Here is a 24391-nt window from a genome sequence, read left to right on the forward strand (position 1 = left end):
TTATCCAGGGGTGGCCGGGGCAGCGGCGGTGGCGATGGGCATGCGCGCCAGCCGTTCGACGGCCGGCGGGTGCGAATAGTAGAACTTCACGTACACCGGGTCCGGCGTCAGGGTGGAGGCGTTGTCCTCGTAGAGCTTGAGCAGCGCGGTCGCCAGGTCGTGGCCGTTCGCCTGGGCCATGGCATAGGCATCGGCTTCGAATTCATGGCGGCGCGACAGCTGCGCGAAGACTGGCGAGATGAACACGGTGAACACGGGCGCCGCTAGCAGGAAGAGCAGCAGCGCCAGCGCGTCATTGGGCGCAGAGCCGGCAACGCCTTCGACCATCAGGTTGGGAACGACGCCCAGGCCCGTGTAGAACCAGGCCTGCGTGCTCAGCCAGCCCAGCAGGGCGAAGCCGGCCAGGCTCAGCGCGAACAGCCCGGCGATGCGCTTGACGATGTGCCGGTGCTTGAAGTGGCCGAGTTCATGGGCCAGCACGGCCTCGACCTCGCCGACGTTCAGCTGGCGCAGCAGCGTGTCGTAGAACACCACCCGCTTGGCCGCGCCGAAGCCGGTGAAGTAGGCATTGGCGTGGGCGCTGCGGCGGCTGCCGTCCATCACGAACAGGCCCTTGGCGGCGAAGCCGCAGCGTTGCATCAGCGCGGTGACGCGTTCCTTCAGCGAAGCGTCTTCCAGCGGCTTGAACTGGTTGAAGAACGGCGCGATGAACAGCGGGTAGATCACCATCAGCAGCAGGTTGAAGGCCATCCAGGCGCCCCAGGCCCACAGCCACCAGAACGCGCCGGCCGCACCCATCAGCCAGAGGGTGAGGGCGGCGATGGGCAGGCCGATGGCCGCGCCCATCAGCGTGGACTTGGCCAGGTCGGCCAGCCAGAGCCGGGGCGTCATCTTGTTGAAGCCGAAGCGTTGCTCGATCACGAAGGTCTGATATAGCGTGGCCGGCAGATCGATCAGCCCGCTGATGGCCGCGAAGGCCGCCAGCAGAGCCAGCTGCTGCACCATGCCGCCGCCCAGCCAGGACAGCAGCGCGCGGTTCAGCAGGTCGAGCCCGCCCAGCAGCGTCCAGCCCAGTAGCACGGCAGCCGACAAGGCCATCTCCAGCAGGCTGAAGCGGGCCTTGGCGATGGTGTAGTCGGCCGCCTTCTGGTGCGCCGCCAGCGGAATGCGGCCCGCGAAGGCGGCCGGCACGGTGGATCGGTGCTGCGCCACATGGCGGATCTGGCGCGAGGCCAGCCAGAGGCGCAGCGCCAGTCCGGCGAGCAGCGCGGCGGCGAACACCAGCGTCAGCAGCACCGACGGCGACAGGAAGGAGGGGGCGGGCGTGGAGGGCGGCATGTGCGCTGGAGTGTAGGGCCTCGGGATGGCACGGGCCGGCCGTTCAGGAATGCCCGCATCCCCCGCCGGCGGCCCGCCGCTGCCATCGGCGACAATCCATGCCATGTCCGAGACCGCCGCCCTTTCCGTTGCCGAAACGCTCCCCTGGCCCACCCTGTCCAAGTCCGACCAGAACCTGGTCTGGCTGGACTGCGAGATGACCGGGCTCGACCCGGAGACCGACCGCCTGCTGGAGATCGCCGTGGTCGTCACCGGCCCGCAACTGGAGCCGCGCATCGAAGGCCCGGTGTTCGCCATCCACCAGTCCGACGAGCTGCTGAACGGCATGGACGCCTGGAACAAGGGCACCCACGGCCGCAGCGGCCTGATCGAGAAGGTGCGCGCATCGACCGTGACCGAGGCCGATGCGGAGCGGCAGATCATCGAATTCCTGGCGCGCTACGTTCCCAAGGGCACGGCGCCCATGTGCGGCAACAGCATCGGCCAGGACCGGCGCTTCCTGGTGCGTTACATGCCCAAGCTGGAGGCGTTCTTCCACTACCGGAACGTGGACGTCAGCACCTTGAAGGAGCTGGCCAAGCGCTGGAAGCCCGAGGCGTATTCCTCTTTCAAGAAGGCCCAACGCCACACGGCGCTGGCGGACGTGCACGAGTCCATCGACGAGATGGCCCACTACCGCACGCATCTGCTGTCGATCTAGCGGATCCACGCACGCCAGCCATTGCGGGAAAACCCCAGGCGTGCCATAATCGACGGCTTGCGTGACAGGGCTATGACCCAGAGCCATTTGGCGACACGCAGCTTGTGCATCTCCCTTCACACACCGGGCCTGCGGGCAGCCTTTCTTCTTGGCTGCATCCATCCGCACAAATGCCCACCTGCTCTGCACCTCGCAGCGCTGGTTTCGTTTGATGGTTGATGTTTTTTAACCATTGACGGAACCTCCCGCAGGCCACGCCTGCGGTCGTTTTCGTGTGAGAAAAAATATGACTGACACTCTTGCAGTGCAGGGCGAATTCGCGCCTGCTGATACTTCCGTGGCCGCTGCCGACACCGCCGTGTCGCAACAGGCTGAATCCGCCGTGGCGGTTGACAGCCAGGCCGTGCAGGCCGAAGGCGCGTCGATCGACGCCGTGCAGGCCGAGCCGAACGGCTTCGTCGAGCTGGGCCTGGCGCCCGAACTGGTGCAGGCCGTGGCCGACCTCGGCTACACGCAGCCCACCCAGGTGCAGGCCCGCGCCATTCCGCTGGCCATGGGTTCTGGCGACGCTGCTGCCCGCTTCATCGACCTGATGGTCTCCAGCCAGACCGGCAGCGGCAAGACGGCAGCCTTCCTGCTGCCCGTGCTGCACACGCTGATCCAGGAACAGGCCGCTGCCGATGCCGCCGCCCGCGCCGAATTCGACAAGGCCACGGCCGAAGCCCTGGCACGCGGCGAGGCGCCTCCGAAGCGCGCCAAGCGCAAGGACCCGACCAACGCCCGCAACTTCAAGGCCGCCACCCCCGGCGCGCTGATCCTGTGCCCCACGCGCGAACTCGCGCAGCAGGTGGCGCACGACGCGATCGAGCTGGTCAAGCACTGCCGCGGCCTGCGCGTGGCCAACGTGGTGGGCGGCATTCCTTACCAACTGCAGATCGCCAAGCTGCAGAACGCCAACCTGGTGGTGGCGACCCCGGGCCGTCTGCTCGACCTGCAACGCTCGATGCAGATCAAGCTCGACCAAGTGAAATTCCTGGTGGTGGACGAAGCCGACCGCATGCTAGACCTGGGCTTCTCCGACGACCTGGCCGACATCAACCAGCTGACCAGCCAGCGCCAGCAGACCATGATGTTCAGCGCCACGTTCGCGCCGCGCATCCAGCAGCTCGCCATGCGCGTGATGCACGACGGCGGCTCGCAGGTGCAGAAGGTGCAGATCGACAGCCCGCAGGAAAAGCACGCCAACATCAAGCAGGTGCTGTTCTGGGCCGACAACGCCCAGCACAAGCGCAAGCTGCTGGACCACTGGCTGCGCGACACGTCGATCAACCAGGCCATCGTGTTCGCCAGCACCCAGGTGGAGTGCGACGGCCTGGCCAACGACCTGCAGCAGGAAGGCTTCTCGGCCGTGGCGCTGCACGGCGCCCTGAGCCAGGGCCTGCGCAACCGCCGCCTGATGGCGCTGCGCGGCGGCCAGGTGCAGATCCTGGTGGCCACCGACGTGGCAGCGCGCGGCATCGACGTGCCCACGATCACCCACGTGTTCAACTACGGCCTGCCGATGAAGGCCGAGGACTACACCCACCGCATCGGCCGCACGGGCCGCGCCGGCCGCGACGGCCTGGCCGTCACGTTCGCCGAGTTCCGGGACCGCCGCAAGATCTTCGACATCGAAGGCTACAGCCGTCAGCAGTTCAAGTCGGAAGTGGTGCCGGGCCTGGAGCCCCAGCAACGTGCACCGCAGGCACGCCCCGAGTTCGGCGGCCGTGGCGGCCCGCGTGACGGCGGCGGCTTCCGTGGCGGCGATCGTCGCCCATCGGGTGGCGGCGCGGGCCGTGGCGGTTTCGGCGGTGGCTTCGGCGACCGTGGCGGCGACCGTTTCGGCCGCGGCGCTCCTGCCGGCCGTGACGGCGGCGGCTACCAGGGCGGTGGCCAGTTCGCTCCACGCGGCGACGACCAACGCGGCGGCGGCTTCGGCGGCGGTGCGCGCCGTGACGGCGAAGGCTATGGCCGCAAGCCCGGCTTCGGCGACCAGCCCCGTGGCGGCTTCGGTGACCAGCCGCGCGGCGGGTTCGGCGGTGGCCGTCCCGAAGGCGGCGGCCGGGGTGGCGACTTCGCCCCCCGCAAGCCGGCCTTCGCCAAGCCTGGCGTGGGTGGCCCCAAGCCTTTCGCCCCGCACGACGCCCGCAAGCGCCCTGCGCGCCCCGCACGCTGAGCGCCTGAGCCGCTCCGCCTTCTGAACAAGCCAGCCCGTGAGGCTGGCTTTTTCATGGGCGCCTGCCGGCCAGGGCGACGGTGCGGACGGGCCGGGCAATAATTCGCCTTCGCGGTTCCAGGGCGTGTGGCCCCTGGCAAGCACGCCTGACAGGAGTCTCCAGATGTCTTCTCTTCCCTCGCCGGGCGATGATTTCGAGCACATGTTCGACATCGCGCCGGTGTCTCTCTGGCTGGAAGATTTCAGCGCGCTGAAGGTCTTGCTCGACGGCTGGCGCGCCGAGGGAGTCGAAGACGTCGAGGCCTTCGTGAGGGCCGACCCCCGCCGCATGGCGCAATACAGTGCGTCGCTCAAGGTGCTGCGGGTGAACCAGCGCACGCTGGAGCTGTTCGCCGCGCCCGACCAGGCGACCCTGGTGGCGTCGCTCGGGCAGGTGTTCCGCGGAGACATGCTCGATCAGGCGGTGCAGGAGCTGCGGCAGTTGTGGTCGGGCGCGCTGGAGTTCTTCAACCAGACCGTGAACTACACGCTGGACGGGCGGCGGCTGGACGTCCAGATCCGCGCCCGCATCCTTCCCGGCCACGAGGCCCTGTGGGACCGCGTGCTGGTGTCTCTGGAGGACAACACCCCGCAGATCAGCAACCACGAGCGGCTGCGCCGCAGCGAACAGTATGCGCGCGGCCTCTTCGAGCATTCGCCCGTGTCGCTCTGGGTCGAGGACTTCAGTGCGGTCAAGCGCCTGCTGGACGATGTGCGCGGGCAGGGCATCCGCGATTTCAAGACTTTTTTGAAGGTGCACCCGGAGTTCGTGACCCGCTGCATGCACGAGATCCGTGTGATCGATGTGAACCAGCTGACACTGCAGATGTTCGGCGCGAACAGCAAGGCCGAGTTGCTCAACCAGATCGGCAAGGTGTTCCGTGGAGAGATGCACGAGTCGTTCACCGAGCAACTGCTGGACCTGTGGGACGGCAAGCTGTTCCAGCAGCGTGAGGTGGTGAACTACAGCCTGACCGGCGAAGCGGTGAACATCCACATGCAGTTCTCGATCCTCGAGGAGCATCGGCACGACTGGTCGATGGTGCTGCTGTCGCTGGTGGATATCACGGCGCGCAAGAAGGCCGAGGCCTACCTCGAATACCTTGGCAAGCACGACGTGCTGACCCAGCTGCGCAACCGCGCCTTCTATGTCGAGGAGCTCAACCGGCTGAGCCGCAAGGGCCCCTGGCCCGTGGCGGTGATCGTCATCGACATGAACGGGCTCAAAGCCATCAACGATGAATCGGGCCATGCCGCTGGCGACGCCATGCTGCGCCGTGTCGGCGAAGTGCTGGCCAAGGCCGTGGATACGCCCGCCTGCGCAGCACGCATCGGCGGCGACGAATTTTCGGTGCTGATGCCGGTCACCGACGAACGGGGCGCCCAGGCCGCGATCGACCGTATCGTCTCGTTGCTGGACCTGAACAACCAGTTCTATCCCGGCAAGCCGCTGAGCCTGTCCATCGGCATGGCCATCGCGGTGACCGGCGACCAGATCGAAGCGGCCGTGAACCGGGCCGACCAGGCCATGTACGCCGAGAAGGCACGCTACTACGAGGCGTTGGGCCTGGAACGCCGCCGGGGTTGAGGCGGCGGGGTGGACGAGGCCGCTTTCTGCTCAAGGAGCGGTGGCGGTGCGGCCCACGTCGGGCCAGCGGTGGTGCAGGTAGATCCACGCCAGCAGTCCGACGCACAGCATGAGCAGCGACGCGCTCGCCAGCAGCAGGGTCGAATGCATCACGAGCGGCGCGATCACGCCGGCCACCACGCCGTTGGCCGTGGAGCCGACGAAGGCCTGCAGCGACGACGCCATGCCGCGCCGCTCCGGGTGCAGGTCGAGCACCAGCAGCGTCACCACCGGCACCATCAGCGCCCAGCCGAAGGCGAACACGGCGATCGGCAGCAGGGCCCAGGCCACATGCGCGGGAAAGAGCGCGTTGGCCGCGAGGTTGATGAGCGCCATCGAGAACATGATGACGAAGCCATGGCGGATCTGCCGCTTGGGCGCGATGCGCCCGGCCAGCCGGCCGCTGAGCCAGGCGCCGCCCATGATCCCCGAGATCGTGAGAATGAAGAACCAGAAGAAGTGGGTGGGTGCCAGCCGCAGGTGTTCGCCCAGGAAGGCCGGCGCGGCCAGCACATAGAGGAACATGCCATTGAACGGCACCCCGCTGGCAAGGGCCAGCAGCAAGAAGCGCGGGCTGGAACCGAGCTGCCAGTAACCCTGCATCAGGTGCCTCGCATTGAACGGCTGGCGCTGGCTGGCATGCAGGGTTTCCGGCAGCAGGCGGAAGTTGGCCACCCAGAGCAACAGGCCGACGCCGGTGAGGAACCAGAAGATGCTGTGCCAGCCCAGATGCACGAACAGCCAGCCGCCCACGATGGGTGCGATCGCCGGCGCGACACCGAAGTAGATGGTGACCTGGCTCATCACCTGCTGGGCTTGCGCTGGCGGGAACATGTCGCGGATCACCGCGCGGGACACCACGATGCCCGCTCCCGCCGACAGGCCCTGCAGGGCGCGAAACAGCACCAGTTGGCCGATGTTCTGCGACAGCGCGCAACCGGCCGACGCGATGGTGAACACCGCGATGCCCCACAGCACCACCGGACGGCGCCCGACGCTATCCGACAGCGCGCCGTGGAACAGCGTCATGAACGCAAACCCGAACAGGTAGGCCGACAGCGTCTGCTGCATCTCCACCGGCGTGGCGCCCAGCGCCGCTCCGATACCCGAGAACGCCGGGATGTAGGTGTCGATGGAAAACGGCCCGAGCATTCCCAGCACGGCCAGAAGGGCGGCCAGGGCCCAGCGCGGGCCGCGCCAGAGTTCGGTGGCTTGTGGGTTCATTAGGGGATGTGCGTTCGTCGCTGGCTAGTGTGAGCGAGCCGGGACCGGCATACGGTCGGCCGTCGTGGAATGCGGTGCAAAAGAGCCGGGCGCTGCCGTGCGGCAGCGTGACCTCGGTGCCGGTCCAGGAAAGGTGCAGGGGGTGATTGCGCCCGTTCTCATGGCCCGGCGCTGCGGCTTCGGTCAGTGCTTGTGAGCCCCGCCGTGAGGGGCATTGCCCGGCGCCGCCGCTGCGGCTCCCGCGCCCACGCCACGCGCCTGCGCCTGGACTTGCACCGTTTCACGCTGGCCGTCCTTGCCCTCGAAGACGAGCGTCAGCGGGACGGTGTCGCCCTGCTTCACCTGCGCCGGTAGGTCCATCAGCATGACGTGGAATCCGCCCGGCGACAGCTCGACCGGCTGGCCGGCAGGCAGCGGCAGGCCGGGCACGGCGCGCATCTTCATCACGTTGTCCACCATCTTCATTTCGTGGACTTCCGCCACCGGCGCCGCCGGCGTGCTGATCGAGACCAGGCGCGTGTCCTTGCTGGACTGCAGGCGCATGAACGCACCGGTGGCTTTTTGCTGGGGCACGGTGGCGCGGACCCAGGCGTCCTGCACGGTCACCTGCGCCTGCGCGAGGCCGGCCGCGCTGGCGAGCGCCATGCCAAGGCCGAGGGAGAAGGGGGTAATGAAATGCTTCATGTCTCGATGTCTTAAGGTTGTGCGGCGGGCGCGTCGGTCAGCCGGGTTGACGCGCAAGAAAGTCGCCAGCAGCCGGGCTGCCGACGGAAAGGTATGGATGCCCATGGGCAACGATGGCGGCGGGCGGCCCCCGAGGAGGCATGGCGGCGCGGGATTGCGGTGCCGCCGGAGCAGCGGTGGCCACGAGTGCGGGCTCTCCAGCGCGAGCCGCTTGCGCATGCCCCATGAACGCGAGCGCCCGCCCCAGTGCCGGCCCCATGCACAGCGGGCAATCCAGGGTGTGGGCGAGAGGAGGCGCATCGCTGCCCCCGGCTGCCGGTGAGCGGGGCGAGGCCCCGGCGCCGGAACAAATGGCAGACCAGCCGGCAGGTGCCGCATCGGCCAGGCGTCGCACGAGGGGCGACAGGTTGGCTGCCAGGATCAGCGTGAAGAAGCACGCCAGCACCCACCGCGCATGGCGAACTGCGGGACGGAAAATGCGCAAGGCACGCGGCATGGTGCCGCGATTATGGCGGGATCGCCCGATGCCGATGTACGTGCAGGCGACAGAGGGTGCGGCTCGAAACCAGGACGCAGTCCTGCGCGTTGTCGAGGCTCGGCTGGCAGAGAGAGTTCGTGCCGCAGCCCCGACTGCGTGGTCAGTCTGTGCCTGCGCCGGCCTGCTCAATCCGGTCATCGTTGGTTGTGCTGCGGGTGCCCTTCAGGTGCATCTCGACGTCGGAAGCCTTGTCACCTACCTCTGCGACGGCGTCCTTGATCTGCTGCTCGGTCACGTCGAGCTTGCTCGCCCATTGCGACACGGCCGCCGTATCGCTCAAGGGGATGCTGTCGGCGGCAACTGCATTGGGGGCGTGGGGCTGGTTCATGAGGTACTCCGGCTCAAGGGGTTGGGGGTGTTCGGCGAACTCGTACAGGGATGGTGGGCGCGGAGTGCAGTCGGGGTTGGCGGCGCAGGGCGATGCTGGCTGTAGGTAAAGGCGCTGGCTCTCCACGAGCTTGAATGAAACACCGATGAGGCCATGCTTCTCCCGCCTCGCGGGATTCCCTTGGGGCCTGCGCAGAATCGGCAATACCGCTGCCATACTCGTCATGTTGCGAAGCGCGGCCCGATGCACAGAGCCGCTCCGTCCGCAATGTCAAAAGACGCAACGAACTGCGGTTAAACACAGGTATAACCGTCGTTTGCACACCAGAGGTTGGAGGCCTCATGCTTGCTTCATTGAGCACCAACCCCCGCGACATGCGGCTGCTGACGGAGTTGCTGGACCAGCGGCCTTCGCGTCAGGACCAGGACCCCACCCAGATTGCCGCGCTGATGCGCCTGGCATCCGTGCTGGCCACTTCGCCCGATGACCTGATGGGGCGGGTCACGCAGGTCGCGCTGGAACTGACCGGCGCCCAGTCCGCCGGCATCAGCCTGCTGGAGCGAGACGAACGCCTGGGTCCCGTCTTTCGGTGGAAGACCGTGAAAGGCTTGCTGCAGTCGCAGGAGTCCCGAGCGCTGCCTCGGGAGGCCAGCGCCTGCGCCATTTGCCTCGAGGCGGGCACGGCGGTACTCATTGCCCCGCCGATGGGGGAGTTGCCCGGCCAGGAAGACATTCCCGCGTTGACTGAGCGTTTGCTGGTGCCGGTGGTGACGCTCGAGGGCGTGGCGGTGGGCGCCCTGTGGGTGGCCATGCACGACAGCAGCCAGGGCTTTACCCGGCAGGATGCCCGCGTCTGCGAAAACCTGGCGGTCTTCGTGGGTGCCGCGGTCAAGTCGTTGATGGACGCGCGGGAGGCCCGGCAGGCGGCTGCCGAGCAGGCGCTGCAGGAAGAGCGGGTGGAGAACTTCATCCTGTCGCTGGCGCACGAATTGCGCAACCCGCTCGGCTCGATCGCCCTGGCGGAATCGGTGCTGCGCAACCGCGCCAAGCCGGGCGACGAGCTGAAGCCGCTCGACGTGATCCGTGCGCAGTTGCGCCGCATGTCGGTGATGGTGGAAGACCTGGTCGAGCTGGGCAAGATCCGCCTGGGCATCATGGAACTCAGGCTGGACGACTGCCGCGTCTCCGACCTGCTGCTGGCCTCGGCACAGGCCGTGCAGGCGCAGGCAGAGGCCGCTGGACACCGTTTGGTGCTGCACCCCAGCGATCCGGGGCTGCTCATTCACGCGGACTCGGCCAAGATGATCCAGGTGCTGGTCAACCTGCTGACCAATGCCATCAAGTACAGCCCGCAGGGCGGGGTCATCACGCTGTCGGCCACCCCCGACGATCGCCACATCGAGCTGCACGTCGCCGATACCGGCATCGGCTTGTCCGCCGACCAGCTCGGCCGCATCTTCGAGCTGTACGCGCAGGTCGACCGCAAGTCCTTGGTGGCGGCAGACGGCATGGGAATCGGCCTCGCCCTGGTCCAACGGGTGGTGGAACTGCACCACGGCACGGTGCGGGCGGCCAGCGCCGGCCTGGGGTGCGGGGCGACCTTCACCGTGCGCATTCCCCGGGAGCCGACCGGGACTGCGGTCGGTTGAAGGCTCGGCCCACGCTGCGGCAGTCCGGGGCCGGCCGCCGGAGTTAGGCCTCCACGACGCAAGGCCATCCTCATGCGCTGCAGGCATGGCAATATGACAATGGCGTATCAGGCGCACAGGCCGCGCGGTTGTACAGATGCCAGCGATGCAACTTACCCCTCACGACGAACCGACCGATCCCCTTCCCTGGCACAACAAGGAAGAACAGTTGCGCCTTGCCATTGAGGCGGCCGACATCGGGCTGTGGGACGTCGATATCGCCACCGGGAAGGTGTACTGGCCTGAACGCGTCAAAGCCATGTTCGGCATGTCGCCCGGGCGCAACGTGACACTCGATGACTTCGCGCAGGCTCTGCACCCGGAAGACGCGCCCCGCGTGCTCGATGCCTTCGCGGCCGCCCAGGACCCATTGTTGCGCACCGTGTACGACGTGGAATACCGCGCCATCGGCCGCGAGGACGGCGTCGTGCGGTGGGTGGCCGCCAAGGGGCGCGGCGTGTTCGACGAAACGGGCCGGTGCGTGCGCGCCATCGGCACCGTGATCGACATCACGGCGCGCAAGCGGGCCGAAGCGCTGCAGCGGCAGGTCCAGGAGCGGGTGCAGCTGCTCGGCAGCATCGAACGCGCTACACGCCCGCTGATAGACGCGGCCGACGTCATGCAGGTCACGGCGCAGCTGCTGGGCGAGCATCTCGGCGCCACCCGCTGCGCCTACACCGATGTCGAGCCGGCTGGCGATCAGTTCACCATCCTCGGCCATTGGTCCGAAGCGGGCGTTCCTCCCTGCGTCGGGGTGTACCCCCTCTCGCTGTTCGGCGCGCGGGCCATCGCCCACTTGCGGCGCGGTCACTCCGTGGTGGTCAACGACGTCGACCAGGAGTCGTCCGAGGACAGCGCGGTGGCCCTGTGCAACGCCATGGGCATCAAGGCCCTCGTGTGCGCGGCGCTGGTCAAGGGCGGCCGCCTGGTGGCCATGATGGCCGTGCAACAGGCGAGCCCACGCCAGTGGTCCGAGGCGGAATTGCGCATCATCAGCGACGTGGTGGAGCGCTGCTGGACGCACATCGAGCGCGTGCGCGACGCCGCGATGCTGCGCGAGCAGGACCGGCGCAAAGACGAGTTCCTGGTGACCCTCGCGCATGAGCTGCGCAACCCCATTGCGCCCATGCTGTACGCGGTGGCCTTGATGAAGCGCGACCGGGACCCGGAACGCCAGGCGCGGCGGGTCGAGGTAATCGAGCGGCAGGCCAACCACATGGTGCGGCTGGTGGACGATTTGCTGGACGTCTCCCGCATCAGCCGTGGCCTGATCGAGTTGAAGCGGGAAGTGGTGGACCTGGCGCCCCTGTTGACGCAGGCCCTGGAGGCCGCCGCACCCCTGGTGGAATCGGCTGGGCACCACCTGAGCGTGCAACTGCCGGCGCAGCAGGCACCCGTCCATGCGGACCCGACACGGCTCGTCCAGGTGTTGACCAACCTGCTCAACAACGCCTGCAAGTACACCCCCGATGGGGGCGACATCCGGCTCGCTGCCTGGGTGGAGCGCGACCGGGTGGTCATCGAACTGTCGGACAACGGCATGGGCATTCCGCCGCAGGACCAGAAGCGGCTGTTCCAGCTGTTCACGCAGCTCAGCCATACCGGGCAAAAGGCGCATGGCGGCCTGGGCATCGGCCTGTCGCTGGTCCGCAGCCTGGTCGAAATGCACGGCGGCACGGTCGGCGTGCGCAGCGAAGGGCTGGGCCGAGGCAGCACGTTCCAGGTCGAGTTGCCGCTGGCTGTCGGCGATGGTGCGGTGCAAGAGCCGTCAACAGCCACGCAGTCCGCGCAGCCCGGCCGTGTGCTCGTCGTGGAAGACAACTCCGACGGGCTGGCCACCCTGGTCGAGCTCATCACCGCGCGCGGCCACACCGTGCAAGGCGCCGCCGACGGACTGCAGGCGCTGCGCCTGGTCGAGCACTGGAAGCCGCAGCTCGTGCTGCTCGACATCGGCATGCCCGTCATGGACGGCTATGCGGTCGCGCAACGCCTGCGTGCGGATCAAAGTCTGGCCGGCGTGCGCATCATCGCGCTCACTGGCTGGGGCACACGGCAGGACCGCGAGAAGACGGCGTCCGCCGGTTTCGACGACCACATTACCAAGCCGGTGGATCCGGAACGGCTGCTGGCGTTGATCGATGGATGGATGGGGTCTGAAGCGACGGTTCGCTGAGCCGTAGTGCGGGTGTCGAGAGGCGATGTGCGGCCAGAAGGGCGGCTTGCCGCCGCATCCTTGCACGTTGGTTAACGACAGGTGGCGGCGGTGTTCAGCACGCGTGTTGCTGAGCCTCGGGCGAATCCCGATGTTCTGGCAGCCGTAGAGCGCACTGATGAGATCGGGCAACAGATGGCGGAAACGGCCGAGGCACTGGAAAGAACCACTGAACTGTTGCGGCATGCCGAAGCGAGCGCCAGCAAGTCCCCGTGCGACTAGGCCACTGGGCCTTCAGGCCTTCAGGCCTTCAGGCCTTCAGGCCTTTAGGGCAGGCGCGGCAACTAAGTTTTCCCGACCCCATTCCTACCAGTGTCGCTGGACGATGTCGCGCGTGCTGCGATGGCGGAGATCAAACGGCGGGGGGCTATGAGGTGCAGTTGGGGCGGCGCTGAAGGCGTGCCCGGGGGCCGATCGCGACAGAGCAGTTGAGCTTTTCCAACGCCTCAGCGGCGGCGAGGCAAGCGAGTAACGGCGATCAGTGCGAGCAAGCCACCAAGAATCATGAGTGCCCAAGCCTGCAGTGAAGGGACCGGTCTAGGAGTCGTTGACTCCAAGCGCGGGTTGCTGAACGACCTGAAATTGTAGAAACCCACTGCTTCGGACTGCGGCTGGGCCGGAATGCCGAGCCAACGCAGTTCCGTGATGTAGCGTCCGGCGGCAAGATCAGCTTGGGATAACACCACCCCGAAAGTCTTCGGTGGAGCTCCAGCCGGATTTGTCGGTCCTGTGACGACCGTGCTGGTGCCATCGCTTGCGAGGATTGTCAACGCCGACTTCTGTGCACCATCATTCCAGTCAACGAAGCTGAAGCTCATGCCCGCAGTGGTCGAGACGGTAGGCTTGATCGAAACTCCGGCATTGGGCGCCATATCTCCGAACAGCCCCGGCACACGAGGCGTCGTGGGGTTCCAATTCACGCAGTTCGCGCCCCCCAAATCAGTGCAATACCGCGAGCCACCAAGCTGTCCGCCAGAGCCGAATTTGTTGATTGTGAAGCCGTTCCAAACGTCTCCGGAAGCGCCAGCTGCAGCCACCTGAGCTTGGTCGACAGCGGTGGCAAAGCTCTCCGACCGAACCACGGTGGCGGAGCCGAGAGCCGCCTGAAATCCGGGCTCATCGTCCACAAAAGTTTGGAAGGTTGCCGCTGAAGCGGCAGCGGAAAAGAGCAGCGCTAGGACTGCCGTAGACGCCAAAATGTTTCTGGCAAAACTTGAAGACATGTCAAACCTGTAGAGATGGCAGCGCACGCACAGTTGCACTACCAAAATTAAACTCTGATTGACCAGATCAATCAAGACTGCAACAAGATATTTCTGTTGCAATCGTCAACTTTTGTCATCTGAACCCGTTTTTGACAGTTCTTTGCAACGACGCAGTGCGGGTTGTACTAAATGTTGACGAAGGGTGCTGCTCTGCATGGGGTGCGCGGGGCGCCTTGGCGCGTAGCCTTGGGCGCCGCCGTCCCTTTCGCTCGTGCGAAGCTCTGAATTTAAGCCTGCGTTGCCCGCGCAGCAGTTGTCTTGCGCTTGCGCCGTCGCGCGAGCCATGCTCGATGCGCGTCCGGTGGGCTTTCCCGGCTCAGCTATTTAGACTGAGCCTTGTTTAAAATGTGCAGGTAGCAGCTGAACTCGCCTCTCGCTCCAACCAGAGATTTGGCCCATTAGGGTCAGTAGAGCCTCATTCAGCGGAGCCCTGCATCTCGTGCGCAGCCTACTGAATCGCTGGCTCGTAAAAGCGGTAGGCAACCTTGGGCAAGTCTGATGCAATACGCGATGCCGAAGTAATAGCGCTCTACCCAAGCTTAAGGCCGTTGTGGCGGAGCGGGAGGAAATGGTGCAGCACTCCTGAGCCTGGGTATGTCGGCTGCAGCGCACCATACCGGTCAAAGGTGGCGGATGCCCGGCTCGTCAGTCCACAACAGTTGCGGTCGGGCCCCAGGTCCAATTGTTTGCCGAGGGGCTGTCTTGTGTTCGAAGTGCGTCAGCCAAGCGATCGATGCGGCGTTGTCACCTAACTGTATATGTGATGCATCACAAAAAACGTCTCATACGCAAGCCAACGAAAAAAGCCGACGCTATCGTTTGAATAGCATCGGCTTTAGTGGCCTTGCGGCTTGTAAGTGGTGGGTCCTGAGTGACTCGAACACTCGACCTACGGATTAAGAGTCCGCTGCTCTACCAACTGAGCTAAGAACCCACTTTTGAAAACTTGTCTGCGTTGCAGCAGAGACTCGAATTATGCACTAGTTTTTTGGCTGGGCGCAAGAGCTGCAGAAAAATCTGCGGGCCCTGGGCCCAGCCCCGGCGTTCACATCAGCAGATGCTCGCCCGCGTTGTCGCCGCCCAGGATCACGTAGTTCACCTTGCGCACGTCCATCAGCTTGGTGCCGCCGGCGTAGCTGATCGAGCTCTGCACGTCCTGCTCCATCTCAGTCAGGGTGCTGGCTAGCGTGCCCTTGATGGGTTCCAGGATGCGCTTGCCCTCGACGTGCTTGTATTCGCCCTTGTTGAAGTCGCTGGCCGAGCCATAGTATTCCTTGAACCGCTCGCCGTCGACCTCCACCGTTTGGCCCGGGGATTCTTCATGGCCGGCGAACAGCGAGCCGATCATGACCATGGTCGCGCCGAAGCGGATGCTCTTGGCAATGTCGCCGTGGCTGCGGATGCCGCCGTCCGCGATGATGGGCTTGGTGGCCACGCGGGCGCACCACTTGAGCGCCGACAGCTGCCAGCCGCCGGTGCCGAAGCCCGTCTTGAGCTTGGTGATGCACACCTTGCCCGGGCCCACGCCCACCTTGGTCGCGTCGGCGCCCCAGGTTTCCAGGTCGATCACGGCTTCGGGCGTGGCCACGTTGCCGGCGATGACGAAGGAGCCCGGCAGCTTCTCCTTCAGGTAGCCGATCATGTTCTTCACGCTGTCGGCGTGGCCGTGCGCGATGTCGATGGTGATGTATTCGGGCACCAGGCCTTCGGCCGCCAGCGTGTCCACCGTGGCGTAGTCGGGCGCCTTCACGCCCAGCGATATCGACGCGAAGCTGCCGGCCGCATGCATGTCGCGCACGAACTGCACGTTGTCCAGGTCGAACCGGTGCATGACGTAGAAGTACCCGTTGTCCGCCAGCCAGCGGCAGATTTTTTCGTCCACCACGGTCTTCATGTTGGCCGGCACCACAGGCAGGCGGAACGTGCGCGTGCCCAGCGTCACGCTGGCGTCGCACTCGGACCGGCTTTCCACCCGGCACTTGCGCGGCAGCAGAAGAACGTTGTCGTAGTCGAAGATTTCCATGAGATCCCAAGCTCCTGTGAAAGGTCGCGGGAGAGACATTCCCCCGCGATGGGGCGCTTGGCTTGGAGACCGGTTCGGTGGGCGCGCCGTGCGGCGTCGCCGGACCCTGCTGAGCGCAGGCACCCAAAAAAAACCGGACACCAAAATACTTGGGCCCGGTGATTGATTCTACCCCTGAGGGGAAGGCCGTACCGCGCGCGGGGCTGCACGGCGGCGTGGCGTCACTGCGGGGCAGGGCACACCGATTGCGCGGCGGCCACGGCCTGGCCGGCGGCATCTTCCAGCCAGCCGACCACGCGTGTGCGGCTCGCGTCCGCGCCGTCCGGCAGGCGCATGGAGCGGCTCTCCTTCCAGAGCCATTGCTCTTCTTTTGGTAGCTGCATGCGCTCATTCCATGGGCCTTGCAGCATGTTTCGCACCAGATGGCGGGGCGCGGTGGCGCCTTCGGTGCCGGCGGGAATGCTCTCGACCAGCAGCAGCGTGTAGCGGTACTCCGCAGCGGGCATGGCCCGGCGGGCGTCGCGCCCCAGGCTGATGGACGTGCCCCGGTAGTCGTTCACCGCAGGGCCGACCATCACCCGCAGTCGGCCCGAGGCCGGTGCCGAGGCGGGCGTCGCCACCTCGCTCACATGGGTGTCCGTCGCGGCGGGCACCGGGCGACCCAGTTGCTGCAGGCGTTCCAGCGCGTCGCGCGTGGCCGCGGCGGACAACGGGGCTTCGTCGCCCTGGGCGGCGCTGGGCACGATCCAGTCCACCAGCAGCGCCGACGGGCCCGGGATGTGCGTGGTGGACTCCGCCCAGCAGCGCGCGCAGTCGGCATTGATGAACCGCTCCACCAGCGCGACCGGCTGGGACTGGCCGTCACTCGTGCACGTGGATTGGGCATGCGCCAGCAGCGGGGCGCTGGCGATGAGGGCGGAGGCGAGCAGGAGGCGCATGGCGGGTGCAAGAAGCGGCGGTGCGCCATGTTCCCACAAGCGCTGCCAGCCTGCCGCGACGGGAGCCGTCCCGCCGGTCAGCCCGGGCGGCTCATTCCGGCTTGATGTTCGCGCGGCGCACCACCTCGCCGTAGCTCACCAGCCGCTCGGACATCATCTTCTCGAACGCCGCCGGGCTCATCTCCTCGGGCGGAATCACGCCCCGGGTCTTCAGGTTCTCGACCATGGCCGGCTCGGTGGCCACGGTGCGGATGGCCTTGTGCAGCGCCTGCACCACGGCCTCGGGCGTGCCGGCGGGCGCGGCGATGCCGGTCCACGAGGTCTGATTCAGGCTGGGGTGGCCGAGCTCGGCGAAGGTGGGCACATCGGGCAGCTGGGCGATGCGTGCGGGCGAGGCCACCGCCAGGGCGCGCAGCTTGCCGGCCTGGATGTGCGGCAGGAAGGTGACCAGGTTGTCGAAGATGAACTGCACTTCATTGGCCAACACCGCCGTCACGTGCGGGGAGCCGCCGCGGTACGGGATGTGCACCGCGCGCGTGCCGGTGGCGAGCAGGAAGGCCTCGGCGTTCAGCTGGCCCATGCTGCCGGCGCCCGCGCTGGCAAAGTTCACCTGGCCGCCCTGGGCCTTGAGGTAGGCGACGAATTCCGCGAAGGTCTTCGCCGGCACGCTGGGGTGCACCAGCAGCACGTTGGGCTGGCGGCCCATCATGGCGATGTTCTCGAAGTCCTTGATCGGGTCGTAGCCCAGGTTGGGCTGCACCAGCGGGTTGGCCAGATGGCTGCTTTGCGACGACGCGATCAGCGTGTACCCGTCGGCCTTGGACCGGGCCACGAACTGCGTGCCGATGGAGCCGCCCGCGCCGGGCTTGTTGTCGATGACGATCGGCACGCCCAGGATGCGGCCGAGCGGCTCGGTGTACTGGCGGGCCATCACGTCCACCGAGCCGCCGGGCGGGAACGGCACCACCAGCGTGATCGGCCGGGCGGGGTACTTGCCGTCGGCGGCCCGGGCGGGCAGGGCGGCGAGCCCGGCGACACCCGACAGGGCCAGGCCCATGCCGGCGCCCAGCAACTGGCGGCGGGACGGATTTGCAAAAGTGGAGGCGGGGGCCAGGAGCGTGTCGGGACGGAGCATGGTGAACGAGTCAGGAGTCAAAGGAACGAAAAGCAAAGCCGGAGGGGAGAGGCGCGTCAGCGCAACGCCAGCAGGGTCAGCGCCAGCGCCTGGGCACGCGGCACGAAGGTGGACAGATCGCAGAACTCGCGCTCGCTGTGGGCGTAGCCGCCCACCGGGCCCAGCGCGCAGAGCGTGGGAATGCCCATCGACGAGGTGATGCCGCTGTCGGCCGCGCCGCCCGTGAATTCGCCCTCCACGGTGAAGCCGATGCGTTCGGCCGAGCGCTGGTAGGCCTGCAGCAGCGCGTCCGGCGTGCGCGCCATCGGCAGCGTGCCGGTCTGCTGCACGATGCGGCCGCTGGTGCGCGGCAGCGACTCCTCCTCGATCACCGCCCGGATGCGCGCCAGGATGGAATCGACGTCGTTCTCGGCCGTGTAGCGCAGATCGACGTGCGCGCTGGCGAGCGGTGCCACCACGTTCGAGGCCATGCCGCCCTGCACCCAGCCCACGTTCACCGTGATGCCGGGCTCCGCGTCGTTGAGCGCGTGCAGCGCCAGGATCTTGCGGGCCAGCGCATCGATGGCGCTGGCGCCCTGCGCCGGGTTGATGCCGGCATGCGCCGCCACGCCCTGCACCTCGAAGTCGATGCGGTAGGAGCCCTTGCGCTGGTTCACCACGTTGCCGGTGATGCGGCCCGGCTCGGCGTTCAGCACGGCGCGCGCGCCCTGCGAGATCTCGCGGATCACCGTGCGGCAGGCGGGCGAGCCCACTTCCTCGTCGCACGAGAAAAACAGCTGCACCGGCGACGCGTTGCCGCCGAAGCGCGCCAGCGCCTCGAGCACGAAGACATTCATCACCAGGCCGGACTTCATGTCGGCCACACCGGGGCCGAAGGCCTTGCCGCCCTCGACGCGCCAGGGCCGCTGGGCCACCGTGCCGGCCGGAAACACCGTGTCCATGTGCCCCATCAGCTGCAGGTGGCCGGGCTCCGTGGCCGGGTCGGCGCCGTGGGCGGCGGGAAGGCGCGCCAGCAGGCACTCGCCCCAGCCCGGCTCGGGCAGCGTCTGCACCGCGATGCCGGCGGATTGCAGCCGCGAGCGCAGCAGGGCCGCCACCTGGCGCACGCCGGCCTCCTGGCCGCTGCCGCTGTCCACGTTCACCACCTGGGCCAGCAGGTCGAACATGGCGGATTCCTGCGACGCCAGCCAGTCGAGCAAGGGCGCGGCGGTGGAAGGCACCGATGCGGGCGAGGGGGTGGTCGGGTCGGCGGGCGTGGCTGTGGTCATCGGGAGGGGTGTCGGTTCGCAGTGGGGCAGCCCACGCCCCGTGAAGGGCATGCGGCCGTGCGGCTGATTGAAATGAATATTTCAGGAATGATAGAGGCATTGCAATGTTCATTGCAATGTTCATGGCCATGACTTCCCTGGCTGGGGGCGTCGGTGGCGTCCCGCTATGCTGCGGCGACCGCGCTCCCCGACCTGTTTGCCACGCCTTCCAACCCCAATCTCCCCATGCTCCTTACCGACCGATTGCTTCTCCAGGCCGCGGCGCTCACGGCCAGCGAGCGAGCGCTGGCCGACCATCTGCTACGCCACTATCCCGACGGCCTGCTCGACTCGGCCAGCGCCATGGCCGCCCGCGCCGGCACCAGCGCCTCGACGGTGGTGCGGCTCTTCGCCAAGCTGGGCTATGCCAGCCTGGCCGAGGTGCGGCGCGAGGCGCGCACCGAGGTCACCGCGCTGCTGCAGACGCCCGCGCAGCGCACGCCCGCCACCATCGGCAGCGCGCGCAGCCTGGCCGAATGCGTGGACGACGCCGCGCTGCACGACCAGCACAACATCGCCGCCACGCGCCAGGGGCTGGACATGGCGGTGTTCGAGGCCTTCGCCCGCACGGTGAGCGACTGCACCGGCCGGGTGCTCGTCATGGCGGAGAAGAACAGCGCGCCGGTCGCGTCATACCTCACCACGCACCTGAACATGTGCCGCCCGGGCGTGCAGGAGCTGGGCCTGGGCGCGCCGTTCGCCGTGGACCGGCTCCTGTGGGTGCAACCGCAGGACGTGCTGCTGGTGTTCACCATCCGCCGCTATTCCAACGGCGCCTTGCTGGCGGCGCGGCATTTCCGCGGCCAGGGCTGCCCGGTGCTGGCCATCACCGACAGCGTGGCCGCGCCCATCGTGGCCTGCGCCGACCACACCCTGCTGGTGGGCACGGCCAATGCCTCGCCGTTCGATTCCTACACCGCCGCGTTCTTCCTGGCCAACGCGCTCGTGTCCGCCGTGGCCCAGCTGCGCCCCGATGAGGTGGCGCGGGCGCTGGAGCGGCGCGACGCGCTGTGGAAGGGCTTCGAGGCCGATGCGGTGGACGGGCTGCGGCGCACGCCCACGCCGCGCCGCATGAAGTAGAGGCGGCCGCTGCCGCGAACGCCCCTGCGGGCACCCGCGAACGGGCGGCTTCCTACAATGGCGGAATGCTCCCACACGACCTGTTTTCCGGCGCGCCCGACGCGCCTTTCGGTGCTGGCGAGGCCGGCCCGGCGCCGCGCATCGACCCCGCCAGCTCGCCCCTGCTGCAGAACCTGAACGACGAGCAACTGGCCGCCGTCACGCTGCCGGCGGGGCATGCCCTCATCCTGGCGGGCGCCGGCTCGGGCAAGACCCGCGTGCTGACCACCCGCATCGCGTGGCTGCTGCAAAACGGCTACGCCACGCCCGGCGGCATCCTGGCCGTCACCTTCACCAACAAGGCGGCCAAGGAAATGGCGGCGCGGCTCTCGGCCATGCTGCCGGTGAGCGTGCGCGGCATGTGGATCGGCACCTTCCACGGCCTGTGCAACCGCCTGCTGCGGGCGCACTACAAGCTGGCGGGGCTGCCGCAGTCGTTCCAGATCCTGGACACGCAGGACATGCTCTCGGCCGTCAAGCGCCTGTGCAAGCAGTTCAACATCGACGAGGAGCGCTTTCCGCCGAAGCAGGTCGCGTATTTCATCAGCGGCTGCAAGGAAGAGGGCCTGCGCCCGGGCGACGTGGAAACGCGCGATGCCGACAGCCGCAAGAAGGTCGAGCTCTACCAGCTCTACGAGGAGCAATGCCAGCGCGAAGGCGTGGTCGATTTCGGCGAGCTGATGCTGCGCAGCTTCGAGCTGCTGCGTGACAACAACCCGATCCGTGAGCACTACCAGCGCCGGTTCCAGCACATTCTGGTGGACGAGTTCCAGGACACCAACAAGCTGCAGTACGCATGGCTCAAGCAACTGGCGGGCGACACGGTGGACGGGCGCTTCCAGTCGCGCGGCAGCGTGATCGCGGTGGGCGACGACGACCAGAGCATCTATGCCTTTCGCGGCGCCCGGGTGGGCAACATGGCCGACTTCGTGCGTGAGTTCGGCGTCGAGCGCCAGATCAAGCTGGAGCAGAACTACCGCAGCTACAGCAACATCCTCGACTCGGCCAACGCGCTCATCAGCAACAACAGCCGCCGCCTGGGCAAGAACCTGCGCACTACGCAGGGCCCGGGCGAGCCGGTGCGGGTGTACGAATCGAGCACCGACCTGGCCGAAGCGCAGTGGATGGTCGACGAGATCAAGCAACTGGTGAAGAGCGACGGCTTCGAGCGCAAGGAGATCGCCGTGCTCTACCGCAGCAACGCGCAGAGCCGGGTGATCGAATCGGCGCTCTTCAATGCGTCCGTGCCCTACCGCGTCTACGGCGGCCTGCGCTTTTTCGAACGCGCCGAAATCAAGCACGCGCTGGCCTACCTGCGCCTGCTGGAGAACCCGCACGACGATACGAGCTTTCTGCGCGTGGTCAATTTCCCGCCGCGCGGCATCGGCGCGCGCAGCATCGAAGTGCTGCAGGACGCGGCGCGCAGCGCCGGCTGCTCGCTGCACGACGCGGTGAGCGCGGTGCCGGGCAAGGCAGGCGCCAACCTGGGCGCCTTCGTCGCGCTGGTCGATGTGATGCGCGAGCAGACGCAGGGCCAGAACCTGCGCGGCATCCTGGGGCAGATGCTGGAGTCCAGCGGCCTGGTGGAGCACTACCGGAGCGAAAAGGAAGGCGCCGACCGGCTGGAGAACCTGGACGAACTCATCAACGCGGCGGAGAGCTTCGTCACGCAGGAAGGCTTCGGCCGCGACGCGGTGGCCCTGCCCGTGGACGAGCACGGCGCCAACCTGTCGCAAAGCCCCGCCAGCCAGGGGCTGGACCCGTCGCAGCCGGTGACCGACGAGCCGCTGCCGCCCGTGGCCGGCGTCGTGGACGCCGACACGGGTGAAACCCTGTCGCCGCTCGCCGCCTTCCTGACCCATGCCGCGCTGGAGGCCGGCGACAACCAGGCGCAGGCCGGGCAGGACGCCGTGCAGCTGATGACGGTGCACGCCAGCAAGGGGCTGGAGTTCGATGCCGTCTTCATCGGCGGCATGGAGGAGGGCCTCTTCCCGCACGAGAACTCCATGAACGACCGCGAAGGGCTGGAGGAAGAGCGCCGGCTGATGTATGTGGCGATCACGCGGGCCCGCAAACGCCTCTACCTCAGCCATTCGCAGACCCGCATGCTGCACGGCCAGACCCGCTACCACATCAAGAGCCGGTTCTTCGACGAGTTGCCGGAGTCCGCGCTCAAGTGGATCACGCCCCGCCAGGCCGGCTTCGGCAGTTATGCTCCTAAATCGATAGCTGGAGGCGCTTATGAATCGGGCGCCAGAGGCGGTTTTGGCTTCAAATCAGAGACCTTCGCCAGCCCGCCGGTGCCGGTGCAGAAGGCCGCGCCGGCCCATGGCCTGCGCGTGGGCCTGGCCGTGTTCCACACCAAGTTCGGCGAAGGCAAGGTGCTGGCGCTGGAGGGCACGGGCGACGACGCGCGCGCGCAGGTCAGCTTCCCCCGCCACGGCACCAAGTGGCTGGCGCTCAGCATCGCCAAGCTGACCATCGTCGACTGACCGGGGGAGATCGGCCTTGGCGCCATGCCGCGCCGGGGTCAGGTCGGCAGGCAGAGGATGGTGGCGCGGTCCGAGGGCAGCTTCTCCGCGTAGAGGCCCTTGCGCTCCGGTGACAGCAGCGCCGACAGGCCCTGCATGACCACCACGTCCGCGCCCGCCGGCGCCTGGCGGTAGCACTTGCCCAGCACCTCCACCGTGCGGGTCAGCGCGCGGGCCTGGTCGGGTGCGCTCTTTTCCACGCTGGCCGCCTGCTGGGTCAGCCAGCCCTCGTAGGCCTCCAGCGTCTGCGCCTTCAGCTTCTGCCGCTCGGCCTCGGGAATCATGCCCGCGTAGAGCGCGGTCAGGCTCTGCGCGCCCGGCTGGCCCAGGTGCAGCACCGCGTCGTACTGCGCCTCGAACGCGCCCTGCCGGTACACCACCCGCTGGATGCGGTAGCGCAATTCGCCCTGCTCGCCGCCCAGCGTCTTGACCAGCTCCCGCGCCGAGGCGCTGTTCGGGTCGCTGGCGAACTGCTGCTGCAGCGCCGCCGTCACCTGCGCGTCGGACGGGAAGGCCAGGTGGTCGGTTTTGAATTCGCCCTCGCGCGGCGAGCAGGCGGCCAGCAGGGGAATTAATGCCGAGGCGATTAACAGGCGGGTCGTGGGCATAACGGGCTGCAAGGTTTTCATGACGGCTGTGTGAATGATGGGGTGGAGGACAGGGTAATACGGGGTGAATTCCATCCTGCGGATCGCGGATTCTGAATGTTCACTGCGGTTTCATAATGATCGAAGCGGTAACCGGTTGATATTCTGGCGGGGTTGACAGTGCGCTTTCTCCCCCTCCAGCGTCGGATGAATGTAACTTTGTTCACATAATTTTGTATCAGCGGCGGCGTCTCCATTCTTCCTGCCATTTCCTTGGGGAATCGCGCTCGATTACCGGCCGATTCGTGTAGGACAAGGCGCTTTATGACAGTCCGCTGGAGAAACTTTTATTTACAGCCGCAACCCGCCACACCGAAAAGAATTCGCTGCCGGCCCATTTCGGGTCGCCGTGTTTGATTCATCCGACCTGAAAGGATTTCTCCATGCGCAAGCTTGCAATCACCGCAGTCGCCACCCTGTCCATGACCTGCGGCATCGCTTTTGCCCAGAGCGGCAACATCAGCGTTCCCGGCCTCGTGTCCGGCAAGGGCTCGGCGGGTTCCGAGATCACCAACAGCCGCATCACCGTGGCCGGCAACAAGGCCACCAACGTTACCGCCGGCGGCGGCAAGGTCGGCATGAAGATCGCAGAGGTCTCGATGGACGGCATTGCCAACGTCAACAGCATCAACATCACCGGCTCCAAGATCCGCAACAGCGAGATCACGGTGAGCAACAACGAAGCCACCGACATCAAGGCCTACGGTGGCACGGCCAACGTCAACAGCATCAACATCAACTGATGTACGGGTTCGCTGGCGGTCCACTCCGCCAGCGTTCTGCCGTGGGCCTGGCGTGGCGGGGTTGACCTCCGCCCTGGCAAGGCCCACCGC

At 67.1% G+C, this 24391-nt stretch carries 19 protein-coding genes and 1 tRNA gene; 8 read left to right on the top strand and 12 right to left on the bottom strand.

The genetic code is table 11. From position 1 onward, the window contains the following. Window positions 1-1338: a M48 family metallopeptidase gene (locus tag ABWV53_RS19980; protein WP_353367890.1), complete on the bottom strand. Its 1338-nt coding sequence runs from the start codon at window positions 1336-1338 to the stop codon at window positions 1-3. A 103-nt stretch (window positions 1339-1441) separates the two neighbouring features. On the opposite strand from ABWV53_RS19980, the gene orn reads away from it, so the two are divergent. The 3 genes from orn (at window position 1442) to ABWV53_RS19995 (ending at window position 5880) form a co-directional block, all read left to right on the top strand. Then, window positions 1442-2038 (top strand): oligoribonuclease, encoded by a 597-nt coding sequence (gene orn / locus ABWV53_RS19985; protein ID WP_353367891.1) that lies wholly within the window; start codon window positions 1442-1444, stop codon window positions 2036-2038. Window positions 2039-2324: 286 nt separating this feature from the next. Continuing rightward, window positions 2325-4253: a DEAD/DEAH box helicase gene (locus ABWV53_RS19990; protein ID WP_353367892.1), complete on the top strand. Its 1929-nt coding sequence runs from the start codon at window positions 2325-2327 to the stop codon at window positions 4251-4253. Between the two features lie 163 nt (window positions 4254-4416). Further along, window positions 4417-5880: a sensor domain-containing diguanylate cyclase gene (locus ABWV53_RS19995; protein WP_353367893.1), complete on the top strand. Its 1464-nt coding sequence runs from the start codon at window positions 4417-4419 to the stop codon at window positions 5878-5880. A gap of 30 nt (window positions 5881-5910) precedes the next feature. Here the strand turns inward: ABWV53_RS19995 and ABWV53_RS20000 are convergent, their stop codons facing one another. From ABWV53_RS20000 to ABWV53_RS20015, 4 genes are all read right to left on the bottom strand, one after another. Next, window positions 5911-7143: a multidrug effflux MFS transporter gene (locus tag ABWV53_RS20000; protein WP_353367894.1), complete on the bottom strand. Its 1233-nt coding sequence runs from the start codon at window positions 7141-7143 to the stop codon at window positions 5911-5913. A gap of 183 nt (window positions 7144-7326) precedes the next feature. After that, a complete protein-coding gene (locus ABWV53_RS20005) occupies window positions 7327-7827 on the bottom strand; it encodes a copper chaperone PCu(A)C (protein ID WP_353367895.1) in 501 nt (166 codons plus the stop codon). 37 nt (window positions 7828-7864) lie between these two features. Then, on the bottom strand, window positions 7865-8503 hold the full coding sequence (locus ABWV53_RS20010; protein WP_353367896.1) for a DUF2946 family protein: 639 nt from the start codon (window positions 8501-8503) through the stop codon (window positions 7865-7867). Continuing rightward, window positions 8466-8693: a DUF3606 domain-containing protein gene (locus tag ABWV53_RS20015; protein WP_353367897.1), complete on the bottom strand. Its 228-nt coding sequence runs from the start codon at window positions 8691-8693 to the stop codon at window positions 8466-8468. Before ABWV53_RS20015 ends, ABWV53_RS20010 begins: the two co-directional genes overlap by 38 nt. 341 nt (window positions 8694-9034) lie before the next feature. Between ABWV53_RS20015 and ABWV53_RS20020 the strand changes: the two genes are divergently transcribed. Together ABWV53_RS20020 and ABWV53_RS20025 are read left to right on the top strand one after the other, a co-directional pair. Further along, window positions 9035-10342, top strand: a complete 1308-nt coding sequence (locus ABWV53_RS20020; RefSeq protein WP_353367898.1) for a sensor histidine kinase — start codon at window positions 9035-9037, stop codon at window positions 10340-10342. A gap of 145 nt (window positions 10343-10487) precedes the next feature. After that, window positions 10488-12554 (top strand): hybrid sensor histidine kinase/response regulator, encoded by a 2067-nt coding sequence (locus ABWV53_RS20025; protein ID WP_353367899.1) that lies wholly within the window; start codon window positions 10488-10490, stop codon window positions 12552-12554. A gap of 485 nt (window positions 12555-13039) precedes the next feature. Here the strand turns inward: ABWV53_RS20025 and ABWV53_RS20030 are convergent, their stop codons facing one another. The 6 genes from ABWV53_RS20030 to ABWV53_RS20055 form a co-directional block, all read right to left on the bottom strand. Beyond that, window positions 13040-13918, bottom strand: coding sequence for a hypothetical protein (locus ABWV53_RS20030; RefSeq protein WP_353367900.1), 879 nt, complete (start codon window positions 13916-13918; stop codon window positions 13040-13042). A 798-nt stretch (window positions 13919-14716) separates the two neighbouring features. Next, window positions 14717-14792 (bottom strand) — tRNA-Lys (locus ABWV53_RS20035). A 111-nt stretch (window positions 14793-14903) separates the two neighbouring features. Next, window positions 14904-15881 (bottom strand): GMP reductase, encoded by a 978-nt coding sequence (locus tag ABWV53_RS20040; protein ID WP_353367901.1) that lies wholly within the window; start codon window positions 15879-15881, stop codon window positions 14904-14906. 221 nt (window positions 15882-16102) lie between these two features. Then, window positions 16103-16819: a hypothetical protein gene (locus ABWV53_RS20045; RefSeq protein ID WP_353367902.1), complete on the bottom strand. Its 717-nt coding sequence runs from the start codon at window positions 16817-16819 to the stop codon at window positions 16103-16105. A 91-nt stretch (window positions 16820-16910) separates the two neighbouring features. Further along, on the bottom strand, window positions 16911-17954 hold the full coding sequence (locus tag ABWV53_RS20050) for a tripartite tricarboxylate transporter substrate binding protein BugE (protein WP_353367903.1): 1044 nt from the start codon (window positions 17952-17954) through the stop codon (window positions 16911-16913). Between the two features lie 56 nt (window positions 17955-18010). Next, a complete protein-coding gene (locus ABWV53_RS20055; RefSeq protein WP_353367904.1) occupies window positions 18011-19222 on the bottom strand; it encodes a M20 family metallopeptidase in 1212 nt (403 codons plus the stop codon). Between the two features lie 225 nt (window positions 19223-19447). Between ABWV53_RS20055 and ABWV53_RS20060 the strand changes: the two genes are divergently transcribed. Beyond that, window positions 19448-20341: a MurR/RpiR family transcriptional regulator gene (locus tag ABWV53_RS20060; protein ID WP_353367905.1), complete on the top strand. Its 894-nt coding sequence runs from the start codon at window positions 19448-19450 to the stop codon at window positions 20339-20341. Window positions 20342-20406: 65 nt separating this feature from the next. Beyond that, window positions 20407-22872: a UvrD-helicase domain-containing protein gene (locus ABWV53_RS20065; RefSeq protein WP_353367906.1), complete on the top strand. Its 2466-nt coding sequence runs from the start codon at window positions 20407-20409 to the stop codon at window positions 22870-22872. A gap of 38 nt (window positions 22873-22910) precedes the next feature. On the opposite strand, the gene ABWV53_RS20070 is transcribed toward ABWV53_RS20065, so the two are convergent. After that, window positions 22911-23519: a hypothetical protein gene (locus ABWV53_RS20070; RefSeq protein WP_353367907.1), complete on the bottom strand. Its 609-nt coding sequence runs from the start codon at window positions 23517-23519 to the stop codon at window positions 22911-22913. Between the two features lie 422 nt (window positions 23520-23941). On the opposite strand from ABWV53_RS20070, the gene ABWV53_RS20075 reads away from it, so the two are divergent. Then, window positions 23942-24301 carry a hypothetical protein gene (locus ABWV53_RS20075; RefSeq protein ID WP_353367908.1) on the top strand — a complete coding sequence of 120 codons (360 nt, stop codon included), beginning with the start codon at window positions 23942-23944 and terminating at the stop codon, window positions 24299-24301. The last annotated feature ends 90 nt before the right edge of the window (window positions 24302-24391 follow it).

It is taken from the genome of Acidovorax sp. FG27 (genome assembly GCF_040365715.1).
Lineage (GTDB): Bacteria > Pseudomonadota > Gammaproteobacteria > Burkholderiales > Burkholderiaceae_C > Paracidovorax.

Coding starts and splice junctions, on each gene's coding strand:
- ABWV53_RS19980 (WP_353367890.1), bottom strand. CDS start 1,338: ATGCCGCCCTCCACGCCCGCCCCCTCCTTCCTGTCGCCGTCGGTGCTG.
- orn (WP_353367891.1), top strand. CDS start 1,442: ATGTCCGAGACCGCCGCCCTTTCCGTTGCCGAAACGCTCCCCTGGCCC.
- ABWV53_RS19990 (WP_353367892.1), top strand. CDS start 2,325: ATGACTGACACTCTTGCAGTGCAGGGCGAATTCGCGCCTGCTGATACT.
- ABWV53_RS19995 (WP_353367893.1), top strand. CDS start 4,417: ATGTCTTCTCTTCCCTCGCCGGGCGATGATTTCGAGCACATGTTCGAC.
- ABWV53_RS20000 (WP_353367894.1), bottom strand. CDS start 7,143: ATGAACCCACAAGCCACCGAACTCTGGCGCGGCCCGCGCTGGGCCCTG.
- ABWV53_RS20005 (WP_353367895.1), bottom strand. CDS start 7,827: ATGAAGCATTTCATTACCCCCTTCTCCCTCGGCCTTGGCATGGCGCTC.
- ABWV53_RS20010 (WP_353367896.1), bottom strand. CDS start 8,503: ATGACCGGATTGAGCAGGCCGGCGCAGGCACAGACTGACCACGCAGTC.
- ABWV53_RS20015 (WP_353367897.1), bottom strand. CDS start 8,693: ATGAACCAGCCCCACGCCCCCAATGCAGTTGCCGCCGACAGCATCCCC.
- ABWV53_RS20020 (WP_353367898.1), top strand. CDS start 9,035: ATGCTTGCTTCATTGAGCACCAACCCCCGCGACATGCGGCTGCTGACG.
- ABWV53_RS20025 (WP_353367899.1), top strand. CDS start 10,488: ATGCAACTTACCCCTCACGACGAACCGACCGATCCCCTTCCCTGGCAC.
- ABWV53_RS20040 (WP_353367901.1), bottom strand. CDS start 15,881: ATGGAAATCTTCGACTACGACAACGTTCTTCTGCTGCCGCGCAAGTGC.
- ABWV53_RS20045 (WP_353367902.1), bottom strand. CDS start 16,819: ATGCGCCTCCTGCTCGCCTCCGCCCTCATCGCCAGCGCCCCGCTGCTG.
- ABWV53_RS20050 (WP_353367903.1), bottom strand. CDS start 17,954: ATGCTCCGTCCCGACACGCTCCTGGCCCCCGCCTCCACTTTTGCAAAT.
- ABWV53_RS20055 (WP_353367904.1), bottom strand. CDS start 19,222: ATGACCACAGCCACGCCCGCCGACCCGACCACCCCCTCGCCCGCATCG.
- ABWV53_RS20060 (WP_353367905.1), top strand. CDS start 19,448: ATGCTCCTTACCGACCGATTGCTTCTCCAGGCCGCGGCGCTCACGGCC.
- ABWV53_RS20065 (WP_353367906.1), top strand. CDS start 20,407: ATGCTCCCACACGACCTGTTTTCCGGCGCGCCCGACGCGCCTTTCGGT.
- ABWV53_RS20070 (WP_353367907.1), bottom strand. CDS start 23,519: ATGCCCACGACCCGCCTGTTAATCGCCTCGGCATTAATTCCCCTGCTG.
- ABWV53_RS20075 (WP_353367908.1), top strand. CDS start 23,942: ATGCGCAAGCTTGCAATCACCGCAGTCGCCACCCTGTCCATGACCTGC.